Origin of the sequence: Acididesulfobacillus acetoxydans (assembly GCF_902729405.1) — a bacterium.
Lineage (GTDB): Bacteria > Bacillota > Desulfitobacteriia > Desulfitobacteriales > Desulfitobacteriaceae > Acididesulfobacillus > Acididesulfobacillus acetoxydans.
In genome coordinates this window covers 1,565,263-1,579,726 of the sequence record NZ_LR746496.1, presented here as the reverse complement: position 1 = coordinate 1,579,726, position 14,464 = coordinate 1,565,263, and the positions used below count along the sequence as shown (strand labels likewise).

At 51.9% G+C, this 14,464-nt stretch carries 12 protein-coding genes and 2 pseudogenes; 5 read left to right on the top strand and 9 right to left on the bottom strand.

The window, feature by feature from the left end:
* Nucleotides 1–179 precede the first annotated feature (179 nt).
* Genes MNU25_RS07015 through MNU25_RS07000 form a run of 4 tightly spaced genes read right to left on the bottom strand, consistent with a single transcriptional unit; the run spans nt 180 to nt 4,987 of the window.
* Nucleotides 180–1,202 carry a substrate-binding domain-containing protein gene (locus tag MNU25_RS07015; protein ID WP_240984413.1) on the bottom strand — a complete coding sequence of 341 codons (1,023 nt, stop codon included), beginning with the start codon at nt 1,200–1,202 and terminating at the stop codon, nt 180–182.
* Between the two features lie 21 nt (nt 1,203–1,223).
* Nucleotides 1,224–2,234 (bottom strand): ABC transporter permease, encoded by a 1,011-nt coding sequence (locus MNU25_RS07010; RefSeq protein WP_240984412.1) that lies wholly within the window; start codon nt 2,232–2,234, stop codon nt 1,224–1,226.
* Nucleotides 2,227–3,741: a sugar ABC transporter ATP-binding protein gene (locus tag MNU25_RS07005; RefSeq protein WP_240984411.1), complete on the bottom strand. Its 1,515-nt coding sequence runs from the start codon at nt 3,739–3,741 to the stop codon at nt 2,227–2,229. The genes MNU25_RS07010 and MNU25_RS07005 overlap by 8 nt, the downstream gene beginning before the upstream one ends.
* A 46-nt stretch (nt 3,742–3,787) precedes the next feature.
* The gene (locus tag MNU25_RS07000; RefSeq protein WP_277350669.1) at nt 3,788–4,987 is read right to left on the bottom strand and encodes a GntR family transcriptional regulator; all 1,200 of its coding nucleotides are present in this window, start codon (nt 4,985–4,987) and stop codon (nt 3,788–3,790) included.
* 366 nt (nt 4,988–5,353) lie between these two features.
* Here MNU25_RS07000 and MNU25_RS06990 point away from each other — a divergent pair, with 366 nt between their 5' ends.
* Together MNU25_RS06990 and MNU25_RS06985 are read left to right on the top strand one after the other, a co-directional pair.
* Nucleotides 5,354–5,839 carry a hypothetical protein gene (locus MNU25_RS06990; protein ID WP_240984410.1) on the top strand — a complete coding sequence of 162 codons (486 nt, stop codon included), beginning with the start codon at nt 5,354–5,356 and terminating at the stop codon, nt 5,837–5,839.
* A 319-nt stretch (nt 5,840–6,158) separates the two neighbouring features.
* Nucleotides 6,159–6,692 (top strand): ATP-binding protein, encoded by a 534-nt coding sequence (locus MNU25_RS06985; protein WP_240984409.1) that lies wholly within the window; start codon nt 6,159–6,161, stop codon nt 6,690–6,692.
* Nucleotides 6,693–7,409: 717 nt separating this feature from the next.
* Here MNU25_RS06985 and MNU25_RS06980 read toward each other — a convergent pair.
* Together MNU25_RS06980 and MNU25_RS06975 are read right to left on the bottom strand one after the other, a co-directional pair.
* Entirely contained in the window at nt 7,410–7,769 is a 360-nt protein-coding gene (locus tag MNU25_RS06980; RefSeq protein ID WP_240984408.1) for a hypothetical protein, read from the bottom strand.
* Between the two features lie 154 nt (nt 7,770–7,923).
* Nucleotides 7,924–8,184: pseudogene (locus tag MNU25_RS06975) on the bottom strand (transposase domain-containing protein); the annotation flags it as partial.
* Nucleotides 8,185–8,349: 165 nt separating this feature from the next.
* On the opposite strand from MNU25_RS06975, the gene MNU25_RS06970 reads away from it, so the two are divergent.
* The 3 genes from MNU25_RS06970 to MNU25_RS06960 are packed head-to-tail and all read left to right on the top strand — an operon-like array spanning nt 8,350 to nt 12,246.
* Entirely contained in the window at nt 8,350–10,248 is a 1,899-nt protein-coding gene (locus tag MNU25_RS06970) for a tyrosine-type recombinase/integrase (RefSeq protein WP_240984407.1), read from the top strand.
* Complete coding sequence (locus MNU25_RS06965; protein ID WP_240984406.1) at nt 10,245–11,228, top strand: tyrosine-type recombinase/integrase; 984 nt, start codon at nt 10,245–10,247, stop codon at nt 11,226–11,228. Before MNU25_RS06970 ends, MNU25_RS06965 begins: the two co-directional genes overlap by 4 nt.
* Nucleotides 11,218–12,246, top strand: coding sequence for a tyrosine-type recombinase/integrase (locus MNU25_RS06960; RefSeq protein ID WP_240984405.1), 1,029 nt, complete (start codon nt 11,218–11,220; stop codon nt 12,244–12,246). The genes MNU25_RS06965 and MNU25_RS06960 overlap by 11 nt, the downstream gene beginning before the upstream one ends.
* Nucleotides 12,247–12,336: 90 nt before the next feature.
* Here MNU25_RS06960 and tnpC read toward each other — a convergent pair.
* The 3 genes and pseudogenes from tnpC to tnpA all read right to left on the bottom strand — a co-directional run.
* A pseudogene (tnpC, locus tag MNU25_RS06955) lies at nt 12,337–13,653 on the bottom strand (IS66 family transposase); the annotation flags it as partial.
* Between the two features lie 111 nt (nt 13,654–13,764).
* A complete protein-coding gene (tnpB, locus tag MNU25_RS20455) occupies nt 13,765–14,121 on the bottom strand; it encodes an IS66 family insertion sequence element accessory protein TnpB (RefSeq protein ID WP_261487396.1) in 357 nt (118 codons plus the stop codon).
* Nucleotides 14,115–14,429 carry an IS66 family insertion sequence element accessory protein TnpA gene (gene tnpA, locus MNU25_RS06945; protein WP_240984403.1) on the bottom strand — a complete coding sequence of 105 codons (315 nt, stop codon included), beginning with the start codon at nt 14,427–14,429 and terminating at the stop codon, nt 14,115–14,117. The genes tnpB and tnpA overlap by 7 nt, the downstream gene beginning before the upstream one ends.
* Nucleotides 14,430–14,464 lie beyond the last annotated feature (35 nt).

Here is a 14,464-nt window from a genome sequence, read left to right as displayed (position 1 = left end):
GCCAAATGTGCTTGAGCCAAACACCTGGTGCAGGCGATAGCCTCGCTCGGAGGCTGTCGCCTGCATTCGCAGCCTATCGCTGCGGTGGTTAGGCAATCCCCAACAAAAGCACTTTCGGCAAGCATCCGGCAGACTCTTCCCGTCACCGAATCCCCGATGTTTCCCAGTAACCTAGCATCTTATTGTAAGTACGCGCCCACGTTATCCTTGGTAATAACCGTAACACCGGTATCGACACTGGGCGGAACCGGATCGACTTTTGCCTCTTGCCAATTCGCCACCGGATGAAGCAAATCATGATGGATCGTGAAGGCATCCATGAGACCCCAATAACCCATATTCCAAGTGCCCTGAGCAATGGTGGCCGTAACCAATCCTTGTTGAATCTGTTCAAGCGTCGCTTTATTCGTATCAAAGCTGACAATCTTTATGCTGTCAGACTTTTTCGCTTCTTTGACGGCTGTGGCTACACCTGTTCCCTCGTCTGCTTCTGTAGCGAACACCCCTGCCAGCTGGGGATAAGTTTGCAGCAACGTGGATGTGACTTGAGCCGTTTTAATTTGGTCGGAATTCCCGTTTTCAACCGCCACGATTTTCACGTTTGGATAAGCTTGCGCCATTTCGTCTTTGAAACCTTGGGTTCTTTGGTCCAGATTCAGTTCGCCCGGAGTGGAAACTATCGCAACCTGTCCATTCCCATTCAACTGCTTCCCGAGGAATTTCGCCGCAACTTGCCCTGCCTCATAATTGCTCGTTCCGAGATAGGCATAGCGCTCGCTGTCCGGTGCGTCGGAATCGAACGAAATGACAGGGATGCCGGCTTCAACGGCCTGGTTGATGGCCGGAGTCAGCGCCTTGGCATTGATAGCCGTGACCAAAATCCCTGCCGGTTTCTTGGCTATAACCTGCTGCAAAGTCGTAACCTCTTGGTTGATATCGTATTGGGGACCGCCGGTATAGACTGTCTTGACATTCAGGTTTTTGGCCGCGGCCTGCATTCCGGCATATACTCCCTTCCAGTATTCGATGCCGGACAGGAACGTCACCATATAGTATGTTTCATTCGGTTGCCCGACCATCGCGTTTCCGCTCTGGGCAGTGCCTGATGCGGAGGCAGTGCTTTGTGCCGTACCGCACCCCACCACCGCTAAAGTTAACATGCCAACGATACCTGCAATTGCTGTCAGTCTTTTAAACCTCATGAAAAGTCCTCCTTTTGGTACTCAAGCTTTTTGCCAATGGGTAAGCACATCAAATGTTACTGCCCCGATAAGAACCAGACCGGTTACCAGACTCTGCCAGTAGACAGACACATTGAGAAGAACCAAAGCGTCGTTTACGGTTCCGACTAGAATGCTGCCTAACAACGCCCCAAGGACAGTCCCTTCACCTCCCGTCAGACTGGCCCCGCCTATGATGCAGGCCGCAATCGCCTGCAGTTCCATTCCCACACCCGCAGTCGGTGCGGCGACACTGAAACGCGACAGAGTGAGAACGCCTGCTAGACCCGCCAAAAGTGCCGTCATGATATATATCCAAGTTTTCACTTGAGATACCGCAATTCCCGAAAGAAAGGCAGCGTTTTCATTGCTCCCGATATAATAGACCTTTCTCGCCGCAACCGCATGTCGCATAAGATAGTCTCCGATGAGAACGATGACCAGCATGATCCAGATTAAGGTTGGTATCCCGAACAGGGTCCCCTGTCCCAGGAATAAAAATGAAGGCGCCATCCCGGTCACCGATAAAGGTGCACCCTGAGTGATCACATAGGCCACCCCTTGGATGACCCCCTGCATGCCGAGCGTCATAATGAAAGGATTGATCTTGACCTTTCCGATGAACCACCCGGTGAGCGCCCCTGAGAGAAGGCTTGCTATCATCGCGATAAGAGCAGCCAGCCAAATGTTCATTCCGTTTAAGGCGAGCATCCCTGCCAGAACCCCAGACATGGACATCACGGAGCCTACGGACAGGTCAAACCCCCCGGAGACGAGCGCGATCGTCATCCCAACCGAAATAATCCCCATCATAACAATTCCCAGGAAAGTTGTGATCAAATTGTCGGCTGTCAAAAAAGTGGGGCTCACGAGAGATAAAATCACCATAAGGAGAATGATGACGAGGGCGATCGTCAACTCTCTGACCTGAGTCAATCGGGCGAAAGCCGATTTTTTCCTAGGAGCCGGTTCCACAGCTTGGCCCACTGAAGCCTTGCTTATTTGCTCATTCAATCCCTACACCTCTTTCTGCATGGGCATCCAATCCCGACGCCAGAGTCATGATGGTCTCATCGTTGACATCCGGTCCCGTCAACTCGCCCGTAAAGTGTCCCTTGTGCACAACCATCACCCGGTCACTTAAACCTACGATTTCCGGCAGTTCGGACGAAATCATGATGACCCCGATTCCCTCATTGGCTAAACGTCGCAGCAACTGATGGATCTCCGCCTTAGCTCCGACATCAATTCCACGTGTAGGCTCATCGAGAATGACGATTTTAGGGGCCTTTGACAACCATTTTCCTACCATGACCTTTTGTTGGTTTCCACCGCTCAGACTTCCCACCTGTTGTGAGACTGAGCTGGCCTTAACCCTCAAGTCACGAAGAACACCCGTAGATACCTCTTCAACCTTTTGCTTTCTGATCATTCCCAGGGAAGCTATATTTCCGAGATGAGTCACGGCGACATTGTCTCCTATCGCCAATTTCAAGAACAGCCCCTGTTTTTTACGGTCCTCCGTCAGATAATACATGCCTAAGTCAATCGAGTCGCGAACGGTTCGAATGTTGACTTCTTTATCATCCAAACGGATTTGGCCGCTTTGTTTCCGATCCACGCCGGTCAATGCCCGGACGATCTCTGTCCGTCCGGAACCGACCAGACCGAAGATTCCAAGAATTTCGCCTCTGAAAAGTTTGAAGGAGATATCCATGCATTTCGTCCCTGCGGAAAGATGAGACACTTCCAACAGAACCTCATCTCCGGGCTTCCCCTTTTCCGGGTAAATCCGGTCCAGCGTCCTCCCGACCATCGCTTTGATAATACCCTCCGTATCCATCTCCGAGGCTAACCCCGTGCCAACCAGCTGCCCGTCACGTAAAATACTGATCCTGTCACTTATTTGGAAAATTTCGCTGAATTTGTGGCTGACATAGATAATTGCTTTCTGCTTCTTCCTCAATCCGCGAATGACCTGAAATAGGCGCTCGACATCATCCCCGCTGAGCGTCGAGGTCGGTTCGTCAAAAATATAGGTATGGGCATCCAGAGCCAAAGCCTTCGCGATCTCAACAATCTGTTGCTGAGACACACTCAAGTCCCGGACGAGTGTGTTCAGGCCGAATTCGACTTGAAATTGGCTCAATAGTTCCTGGGCGATATGTAACATCCTTTTGCGGTCCAAAAGACCGAATCGGCTGGGGGTCTGTCCGACAAGGATGTTTTCAGCAACCGATAGTTCAGGAAACAGGCCCAATTCCTGGTGGACGATGGAAATGCCGCCTTTTCTGACCTCCAAGGAGCTCCTAAAAGAAACCAGCCTGTCATTGATAAGGATTTCTCCTTGATCACTCCGAAGGGAACCCGTGAGGATGTTGAGCAGAGTGGACTTTCCCGCTCCATTTTCTCCCATGAGCGCATGGACTTCGCCTGCATTGAATTCAAGCGAGACATCGTTAAGAGCCAGAGTTCCGGGAAATGCTTTTGTAATCCCGCGAATTCTCAATAATGTTGACATGTCATCACCTCTGTCCGGTTGTGCGTACAACTTATCTTAAAAAATCTTAGATGCCTTGGCTGGCTGGGCGAAGCAGATCGGCTACGGTGGATTCTCTGACAATGATCTCCGGGGCAAAAATGTGCTCGCGCGGGACCCACATGCTGTCCCTGTTTTCCATCAGCCCCAGCAACATCTCGGCAGCCGTCTCTCCCATCTCTGCCTTAGGATGGCGCACGGTAGTAAGTGGGATGCCGCTCACCGTTGCCAAACGTGAGTCGTCAAAACCCGTCACTGCCACCTCTTTTGGCACGGAAATATCCAGGTTCCGCAGAGCCATGAGCACTTGCACCGCGATCTCGTCGTTGTAGCCAACCACCGCCGTAGGCTTGCCCGTCCCGGCACCCTGGGCAAACACCCTTTTGACAAAGGTCTCTCCGATCACTTCACGTTCCTCCGTACCATACGTGACAATATTCTCGGCCGCCACCGGCAAATGGGCATCCTGATGGGCTCTGACAAAACCGCGGAAACGGTTTCGCCCCTGCATATCGTCTTGTTTGAAAATCCCGGCGATATCGCGGTGTCCCAACCCTATCAAGTGTCGGGTCAGTGCGTAAGTCCCGTTGGCATCGTCGAGGGCGACCAGGCTGGCATTCAACTCAACATAGGAACTGTGCAGCATGACAAATGGAATATTTCTTTGTTGAAGCAGAAAGTACAGGTCTATGTTCGGATTGGGTAAGGTACTCTTGGTCGGTTCGACAATGAGCCCGTCTACTCCCTCAAGCAGAACCGTCTCCAGACAACGCCGCTCCGTTTGAATGTTGTTCCCTGTACTAAAAAGGGAAATAGTATGCCCGGCCTGAGCGACAACTCCCTCAATGCCCCGGATGATGTGCGGGAAAATATAGTCCGATAAGTACGTCGTAATTACCGCGATTTTTGCCCTTTGGTTTGTCTCCTGACCGCTCCGTTTTTCTCTTTCTTGGACAAATGTGCCTTTGCCTTGTTCGCGATAGAGCCATCCCTCGTTAACCAAATCGCCAATCGCATGCCGGACGGTGTGCCGGCTTATCCCAAATAGCTCAGACAGTTCATTTTCCGACGGAATCCGCTGTCCAGCCACCACTTTTCGGGATAAGATCCACTTTTTAATATTTACCTTCACCTGATGGTATTTGCTTTCGTCCACGTTAAATTGCTCGGTGTAAAATTTTACCACGACCGCTATACTACCCCCATAACAGATAAAAGATGTTTCCACACGGCGAAAATACTCCCCTCCTCTATAGTTAATATGACAAGCCATCCAAACTGATCATAGTATATCACTTGTATGTACATGCGGACAATAATTTACTTTGGATTTTTTAGAAAATATTTTCTCATTCCCATTCCGTCTGACAGGCCATGCTGGAGGAAGCCAACGAGTATCTCGCCGCTTTCACGAGCCAGGACTATCACCGGAAAGTGCATTCCGAAACCGGTCACAGCCCTAAAGAAAGGTTCTTTCACTTTCCGCCCCAGTACCGCCGTTTGTTTCCCAGGAAGTCCTCACTCTGGTTTTCTCGCCCTGCCGTCGCTCCAAGGTTTCCAAGACCGTCTCATCCACCTGAACCAGCAGAAGTACTTGGTTCCGGATGCCACTCTTTACAAGCAATGGGGGGAAGTGCACTGTGACCTCTTGCATCCCACGCAAATCTATGTCTGGTGGCGTGACCGTTATTATGGCGAAGCCGACCTCTATGTGGCGGAAAACGATTATGTTTTGCGGGTGGAATACCTAGAGAAGCTTAGCCAACAAGTTCAGGAAAGCGGCTCCTTGCCGGACGCGGCCTATGTTCCGCCCTATAGCCGTCTGGAACATAAACTCGCCGAGTACCGTCAGGAAGTCGCGGAAGGGGAGCTCAACGAATCGCTGAAACAGGTCTTGGCGAAGAAGGAGCAAATCCGAGCCGCACTGACTCCGGTCGCGGTCATTTCCCCCGACTCTTCACCGGGCCCTCCGAAAACCGAGGCACCCAAATGGGGTCTCGACCGTTGTGCCCAGTTAATGAGCACGCTCTTGAAACGCCCCTTGGATGCGCGGGAACGCCTGGCTCTAGCCACGGTCTAGCAGCACTATGGGCCTTGGCCGGAAACGTGGGTCCGTCAAAGTGTCGGGCGTCTGCTTGCGGAAGGCCATCCCGTCTCAGACCTCATGGGCTGTTTGGACGCTTTGCGTTTGGCGGCGGGAAAATGAACTTTGGCCCTTGTACCCCCCATAAACGGAACGACATAAGCCAAGAAAATCAAGAAAAAGAAGGACGAAAGGACTGAATCAAATGTACGCTGTGGTGAATTAGTCACCCAGACGTTTTTGGAATATCGGGGGCTTAATTCACTGGCCTTTCCCTAAAATTGCTCAACTCCAACACGCATTTGCGGACAAGCGCATGGATGAGGCCATGGATCGCCTCCAGCCCTTGCTGGTCACCCGTGAAATCGGGGTGGTCGTGAGCGAAGCCGGTAGCGGCAAAACGACCTTACTTGATGTCTTTTTGAGTAAGGTTGAGGGTTCCCGCTACCGGGTGATCCCTATTTCGATTCCGCAAGCCAGACCACGGGACCTCTATCGCTCTATTGCAGCCTCTCTGGGAGTGAATACCTCTTGGTTTGGGGCCGACGCCCTCAAAGTAGTGGATCTGCTCACTTATTCCTATCTGGAGTCGAATCGTCCCAATTTGCTCGTGATCGACGAAGCCCATATCTTAACGCCCACCTGTCTGAATGAACTCCGCTTACTGACCAATGCAACCGGTAAGCACGAAGCCGTTGTCACTTTAATGCTTCTGGGTCAACCGGCGCTGCCGACTATTTTGAAATTACCTGCCCTGATTCCGCTCGCGCAGCGCATTCCGCATTCCGGCCAAACCCACGGGTTTCACCGAGACGGATCCATCCTGCCGCCAGATCGCACGTTCCTTTGAAAAGCGAGGGGTCGACAAACGTTTCTGCCAGTACAATGGGGTGGCCATAAATCCTTTGCCAATCGGAGGACAGCCTCTTTACGTTAAGAGACAAAATCTTGGAGGCCAGGTTCGGAAGCTTAACGCCAGGGAGAGCCAAAAAATTGGGTAAAATCCGAACCTTTGGATTTTTCGCGCCTTTACTTCTACTCTGGGTTCATGTCAAGAACTTGGCATCCAAAATCCTATCTCTTACCGCCAAGTGCCTGCCGCAAGAATGGCAAGCGACCGGCAACACCCATGCGGCCAACGCGAAACGAGTTGGCCGTTTATCAGGTATACGAAAGTCGGAGTCCTGGTTGTCTCTGATATCAACATACAATCGTGCCCCTATTGTTTTAGCCGCTGCTTTTCCTGCCGTTATAACTTGCAGTGCGTAACCGTACTCTTGGCCTCTTAACCAAATCTCATTATCTGTTTGGCGGTACCTTAGCCTTCTCAAGTGAAAACCGAGCCATTTCTAAGAAGGCCATACGAAACCCTTAGGACATTCCGCCATTATCCACGAATGGTTATTCTTGTTGTATTGCAAAAATCCTTTAATAAGGTTGAACTACCGACAAAAAAGACGCCGCTGTAGCGTCATATAAAGCATAGGACAGCATGCATCAAGTCTTACTGTTAATTGGCACAAGACAAAGCGGGGATGCTTGTCAATACACCCCAGCTGAGTACGTGTTACATGAGTGCGCTGATCGTCTGCAGCCCTTCGCGTTCGATGCGTGCGTCGAGCTTCATCAGTCCGAACACCATGAGGGCGCGAGCGTACAGGTATGGTGTGTTAGTTCCGGGGTATAGTGCCCTGAGTAACATGGATAGTTGCCCGTCAGGATCAAGCGTGCCGAAGTTGAAGTTGCTCCCTTCGCCGTCTGGCAAGGCGTACCGTTCTGGGTCGATCTCGTCGAAGTGGTTCTTGATCGCGTAGGCCAGCGCGAACTTCGCTGCTGTGATCTTTTGATCGAAGCACACTGTGGCCTCCATCCGTTCCACCACTGCGCTCGCGTCTTTTGAGAGGTGGACGTTGACCAAGTCTATCATGCTGATGCACCTCCTGTCTCGGGCTCGATGCGCGTGTTGAACGACGTCACCCGCGTAAGCCTATATTCCTTCCTGAGCGCTGGTCCGAGTGGTAAGCGTAAAATACTCCCCACATTAAAGCAAGGCGGGGATTATTTTAGACATGGCTATTTTGCTATTGTCGGTTAACTCTGCAGAGATTCGGCAAGGACTCGGACCAGGGGAGCATGGCATCCAAGGTGTCCTCATCCCCAAGGTTAAGGTTGGGGAGCTTCTCGAAGAGGTAACTCAGATATCGGAAGGGATTCAGTCCATTTTCCTTCGTCATTTCTACAATGCAGTAAATCGTAGCGCTAGCCTTGGCTCCGCGTGAGGTGTTCGAGAACAGCCAATTTTTACGTCCGATGACGAAAGGTTTGATCGAGCGCTCGCTGCGAAATCCTCATATGAGGATTTCGCAGCTTATCCTCATCTTTAGGAAATCCTCATCATTCCTCGGGCGTGCGCTGCCGTAACATTGCTTGCGAAAAAGATGAGGATTTCCTGATTGCCTGATTAGATGTGGCTATAATGGAATCATCTTTTGAGGAGGTATGATTCCATGAATCAATTTGACCAGAGCGTGGAGAGAGTTGTTGCCTTTCTGAGGGAACAGAAATACACGGCATCGACCGTGTGCGCACACAAGAAATGTTACAGCGAATTGCGGACGCACCTGACTGAGGCAGAGTTTGGCTATTCATTTGAGACAGCGTTGGACTGGATCAAGCAGGAAAGCGAGCGCTGGGGTCGGAGGAAATCCGCCAATTACAGGTATTTCATCGTCCATCTGGACGACATGGATCGGCTGGGCGGAATCCCGGCCTATCATTTATCGCATCATTTTCCGCCGTTCGCGATGCTGTCGGGGACGCTCGCAAAGGAACTGGGCATGTTCTTGGACAGCATCGAGACTGAGAACATGCGAGAGAACATGCGGATGCGATGTTCAAATTTTCTCCTGTTCTTGCAGGAGAGAGGCGTGTCTTCCGTAGCGGAAACAACCTATAGCCATATCCGCCAGTTCCTTGATGAAGATACCCATAAGACAAGGAAATCCAAGGACGTGTTCGAATGTGCCGCCCGTCGGCTGCTGGCATTCCACCATCGCGAGCTTGGCATAAGCATCGGGCTGTCATACGCCTGCAATAAGCAAATGTCACCGCACATCCAGCCGCCGGCTAAGATGTCAGACAGCGCCATCGAAGAGGTTATCAGGCTCAGGAGCAAAAGCCTTGGCTTTCCTTTGGCGAAATACCACAATGCCATCGACGGTTATGTGGACTGCCTCAAAAAACATCTGTACTCAAAGAATATCATAAAACACGCAAAGCGCACCTGCAGGCTCCTGTATTTGTTCTTCGACATGAACGGAACCGGGTACTCGCTGGAGCTCGGCCTGCTTTGGCTTTCGGAACTGAAGCCTGCCTTGGGCAGTAGTTGGAAGCAAACCCGCCGCGCGCTGATGCAGTTCAATCAGTACGCTACGCTCGGGGACATTGCCCCGGAAAAGGTATACAGATACAAAGACACGTCTTTGTCGCGGCTTCCGCGGTGGTGCGTGGATAAAGTCACGGAATACCTTGAGCTGCGCAGGAAAGAAGGGCTGGCAAGGTCGTCGATTGACATGTGCCGCTCTTCATGCGTCCGTTTCTGCGCCTTCCTTGTTGCCCAAGGAGTATCATCGTTCCACGACATCGAAGCCAATCATCTGGTGTTGTTCAACCGATTGGACCCACACGAAACTGCCGAGGGGAAAAGCGCTTATAATGTGCGGATAAGAATGTTCCTGGAATACTTGGAAGAAGGGGTCCTGTCGGACAAGCCTATGCTGCACAAAGCACTACAATGCCAATGCGCCGACAAGGAAAGAGTCACGGTTGTTTTCAACGACGACGATATGTCCAGGATCGCGGCTTTCTGCCGTGGCAGCGCCGCTCCCTACGAACTCCGCCAGTCGGCAATGGTCTTACTGGGCCTTCGGATGGGATTGCGAGCATCGGATATTGTCAATCTCAAATTCGCGGATATTGACTGGGCGAAGCAGACAGTGTCGATTGTCCAGACGAAGACACTCAAGTCCCTGAGCTTGCCGCTGCCCGTTGAAGTGGCTAACTTACTTTACGGGTATGTGCGCGACGGGCGTCCACGCAGCGAGTCCCCTTTCCTTTTCATCCACCATAGGGTGCCGTTCGGGAAACTGGGCAAAGAAGCCTGCGGACAAGCAATACATGCCATACTGGGCGAAAATGCTCGCGGCGGCTTCCACACGACCCGGAGAACGTTTGCCACCAATCTCCTAAGGGCCGGGGTTGGCGTGAACACCATCATTGACTCCTTGGGGCACAGCACGGATGACACTGTCAATAAGTATCTGTCGCTGGACGAAGGGCGGATGAGGCTTTGCGCCATGTCCCTTGCGGAAGCAGGTATCCAGTTGGAGGGAGGCCTGTCCCTATGAGCAAGGATTATGCCTATGCCAGCGAGCTTGGCGCCCATATATCCGACTTCATTGCCCAGAAACGCTCATCCGGTTTCATATATGACTATGAAGCGAGTGTCCTGAAGGCCTTCGACGATTTTTACGCGGCCAATGGATACCATGGCGGTGCCATCACAAAATGCATCATGGATGACTGGAACAGGAGATTCCTTCTAGTTTCAAACGGGACCCGCGCACAGATGGTGTCGTTCGTGAGGCTGTTCTCTGTTTACCTCAATTCAATTGGGATCAGCTCATACGTCCCGGGCAAAGCGCCCTCGGCCCAAACCCCGGTCCCCCACGTAATGAACAGGGATGAAATCCAATCATTCTTTGCAGCCGTTGACGCATACGTGCCGAGCGTCCCACGGCCCGTATTCTACAGGCTGGCCGGTGAATACCGTGTCATATTCCGGCTGATCTACTGTTGCGGGCTCAGGATATCCGAAGCCTGCAGCCTCCGCAGGGACTGCGTGGATCTGGAAAATGGTGCAATAACCGTCAAGCACTCCAAAGGCGACAAAGACAGGATCGTTTACCTGGCCAACGATTTGAAGGCGGTGTTGAAGGACTATTGGGATCATATATGTCTTAGTCTTGCGGCAATCCCGGAGTGGTTTTTCCCCTCCATAGACCCGCGGGCGCACATGCCAAAAACAAGCTTGGACAAAAAATTCAGCGGCTTTTGGGCAAAGACGCCATACGCAAATACTTGCGACAAGAATCCGACGGTCCATTGCCTCAGGCATACGTTTGTTGTCGAAACGATGAACACGTGGATGTCATCCGGCGCGGACCTGAATGTGATGATGCCATACCTGAGCAAGTACCTTGGGCACAAAGGCAGGAATGAAACTTTCTATTATTACCACCAAGTAAAGGACGCATTCCGCATAGTCAAAGAGAAAGATGCCGTTTCCGGCAGGGTGCTTCCCGAGGTTGCCGCATATGAAAACTGACAAACTGGCGGTCAGCCTGTTCTTTTCGAGGACGGCAGAGTTCCTCGGCAATTACTTGGTCAACCAGGCGGCCAAAAGCCCATGCACGGTCAGGTCATACCGGGACGCTTTGACTGTTTTCAGGCGGTACGTCCACAACGAGAAGGGGCTTTCAATTGCAAAGTTCTCTTTTCAGGACTGCACGAGGGAATTCCTGTTGGATTTCATGGTTTTCTTGAAAGAAAAGGGGAGTTCCCCAGGCACATGCAACCAACGCCTGACTGCAATCAAGTCATACCTTTGGTACTGCGCGGACTGCGACATTGCTCTCCAGCCATCCGCATTGGCCGCGTCGCATGTCCCCTTTCAAAGGGAGCCGAAACTGAACAGGGGAACCCTTTCGGGGGAAGCCCTGGCGGCAATCTTTACTGCCCCGAAGGCAAACAGGATCGGAAGGCGTGACCAAATGATTATGATTCTGCTGTATGACACAGCCGTCCGGCTCAGCGAATTGACCGGGATGCTCCTGTCCGATGCGAACTTGGCTGTCGCTGAGCCGTATGTACGGGTTCGGGGGAAAGGCAACAAAGATAGGATCGTCGCATTGTCTGACAAGGCAGCCGAGCATCTTAGACATTATATCCATGCGTTCCATGGTAATGCCAGCAGCGGCAATACGCCTTTGTTCTATACCGTGATAAAGGGCGCCCGCCACCGGGTCTCTCCTGGCAACATCGAGAGGATCATCAACAAGTACGCGGATTCAATACGCGGCGAGTTCCCAAGCCTGCCAGACAAGGTTTACCCCCATATGTTCCGCAGGACAAGAGCCACAAACCTTTACCAAAGCGGTGTGGCGCTAGAGCTTGTTTCGAGGATACTGGGGCACAGCTCCACCGAAACCACCAAAATTTACGCCGCCCCGTCAATTGAGATGCTAAAAAAAGCAATGGAATCCGCCAATGGGTTCATGCCAGACGAAAAACCCATATGGGAAGGGGACGAGGATGCCATGGCAAGGATGTGCGGGCTGAGGTAGAGTAATCAGGAAATCCTCATCTTTTTCTCAAGCGATGTTGCGCCAGCGCATGCCCGAGGAATGATGAGGATTTCCTAAAGATGAGGATAAGCTGCGGTTATTATCGATTTCCAGTCGTCCCTCTTGTAAAAAGGCCACGAGTTTGTCCCATTGGTTAAGGCAATACTGAATCGCCCGACCGAAGGTACTCTTCGGCAGTACTTGGGCCTGTTGTTTATAGAGCCAATCCAGAAAGGCATCCAGCACGGGACGGCTGCGTGCCAATCGATTTTTGAAACGTTCTTCCGGAGTCGCGTCTTTCAAATCGCGTTCTATGGCGAAGAGACGGTTACAAAATTCCAGTCCCTCTTTAGCGGCGACTAGTGCTGAGCGATTTGCAGGAGGCAGGGCCTTCAAAGCCTCATTGAATTTCCTCCGCGAATGACTCCAACAGCCTACCAAAGTCACATTCGGTAATCCGTTGTAGCCGCCATAGCCATCAACCTGTAGGTAGCCTTTGAAACCGGAGAGAAATTGGCGGGGGTGTTGGCCGCTTCGGGTCTCCTGGTAATCATAAAGCACGATGGGGGGACCCATACGCCCGGTGCGGTAAAACCACATGTAGGAATCGGTCTCCGCGGCCCGGCCCGGCTCATGGAGCACCTGCAGCGTTGTCTCGTCCGCCTGAAGGATATCCTGCTTGAGCAAATGCCAATGCATTCTGTCATAAAGAGGAGTCAGCCACTTCTTCGCTCCATAGAGCATCCAGTTCGCCATCGTCTGACGAGACAACTCAAGGTCCAATCGGCCAAACTGCTGCTCTTGGCGATAAAGGGGCATTCCTTCTACATATTTTTGGTTCATGATATGAGCCATGAGAGAAGGAGACACGAAGCTTCCAGGAAGTACCGGAGCCGGCATCGGCGCCGTTACGATGGGCGTCTTGATTTCCTCACGCTCGCAGTGGCGGCAGGAATAGACTTCGCGTACATGCTCAATGACTTTCATTTGGGCGGGTATGAATTGAAGCTCTTGCCGTACCTCAGTGCTCATGACGTGCAAAGGGCCGCCGCAACACGAACAGACCTGCTCTTCGGCAGGCAGTTTGTATTCTATCCTCTCAACTGGCAGGTCGGCGAGCACCACTTCTCGGTGATTCCGCTGTTTACGCCGTTGATAGGTGACCGTTTCGAAGGCCGGTTCTTCTTGCAGGGGTTGGGCTTCCTTTTCTGCTTCGTTGAAAAGATTAAGTTGCTCTACCCCAAGAATCGTTCGCTCGTTGGAAGTCCCGAACTGCCGGTGTTTACCTAAACGCAACTGTTCCTTAAACCAGTCAAGCATGGCGTTTAGTTGGGCATTTTCCCGCTGGAGCCGCTCGTTTTGCTTCTCAAGCTTAAGGCAGCGCGCCCGAATATCTTCTGTTGTCATGATCACGTTTGATGCTGTATCCATGCTATTAATATTTAATATTCGACAAACGATGCCGATTTCCTATCGGACCGGCCCAAGAACACAATAAATACGGGATTCACAGCCCTTTCACAAGACCGTACGGGCTGTAACGGCTGTATGAGCTTGCCGCTGCTCTAGCGATAGGCCGTCAAGCAGCCAACGTAGTTCGCGGTAGCTCACCTTGACCGTTAAAGAGCCTGCTTCGGTGGGCCATTGAAATCTGCCGCGCTCCAGTCTTCGATAATATAGCCAGAAGCCGTTGTGAGACCAATGAAGGATTTTCAGCTTATCGCATTGCCGATTGCAAAAGACAAAGAGACAGGGAGAAAACGGGTCGAGTTGAAAGCCTTCTTTGACCAGCACGGCCAGCCCGTCAATCGACTTACGCAGATCCGTCGCTCCGCGGGCGAGGTAAACTCGCTCAACGCCGATTTCACTTAGCATAGGCTCACCAAAGTCTTGACCACAGCGGCCAGCAGCGCAGGATCGAAACCAGGCTTTACTTCAACACTGGCTCGACCCACGTCTACTCGCAAAATCCCACCGGATATATTGTCACCAACCTCGACCGCTAGCCATTTGGCTGGATTTTCGGCCAGAACATCGTGCTCCATCCTATGCTTATGGACCCGGTACCATAGTTGATGAGGTTTTACATCATTCGCTGCGCACCATGTTGTAGCACTTTGCCCGCTGTTCAAGAAGTCAGCGACCCGGGTTTCCCATTCTTTTTGCTGCTGCGCTCTGGTCATAGAAAAATCCTCCCCATTTCATGTTCTGAGGAAGA

Bases quoted from the DNA above. Each gene is read 5' to 3' on its own strand.
- MNU25_RS06970 (WP_240984407.1), top strand. From the start codon at position 8,350: ATGAATCAATTTGACCAGAGCGTGGAGAGAGTTGTTGCCTTTCTGAGG.
- MNU25_RS06980 (WP_240984408.1), bottom strand. From the start codon at position 7,769: ATGATAGACTTGGTCAACGTCCACCTCTCAAAAGACGCGAGCGCAGTG.
- tnpA (WP_240984403.1), bottom strand. From the start codon at position 14,429: ATGACCAGAGCGCAGCAGCAAAAAGAATGGGAAACCCGGGTCGCTGAC.
- MNU25_RS07015 (WP_240984413.1), bottom strand. From the start codon at position 1,202: ATGAGGTTTAAAAGACTGACAGCAATTGCAGGTATCGTTGGCATGTTA.
- MNU25_RS06965 (WP_240984406.1), top strand. From the start codon at position 10,245: ATGAGCAAGGATTATGCCTATGCCAGCGAGCTTGGCGCCCATATATCC.
- MNU25_RS07005 (WP_240984411.1), bottom strand. From the start codon at position 3,741: ATGTCAACATTATTGAGAATTCGCGGGATTACAAAAGCATTTCCCGGA.
- MNU25_RS06960 (WP_240984405.1), top strand. From the start codon at position 11,218: ATGAAAACTGACAAACTGGCGGTCAGCCTGTTCTTTTCGAGGACGGCA.
- MNU25_RS06985 (WP_240984409.1), top strand. From the start codon at position 6,159: ATGGATGAGGCCATGGATCGCCTCCAGCCCTTGCTGGTCACCCGTGAA.
- tnpB (WP_261487396.1), bottom strand. From the start codon at position 14,121: ATGCTAAGTGAAATCGGCGTTGAGCGAGTTTACCTCGCCCGCGGAGCG.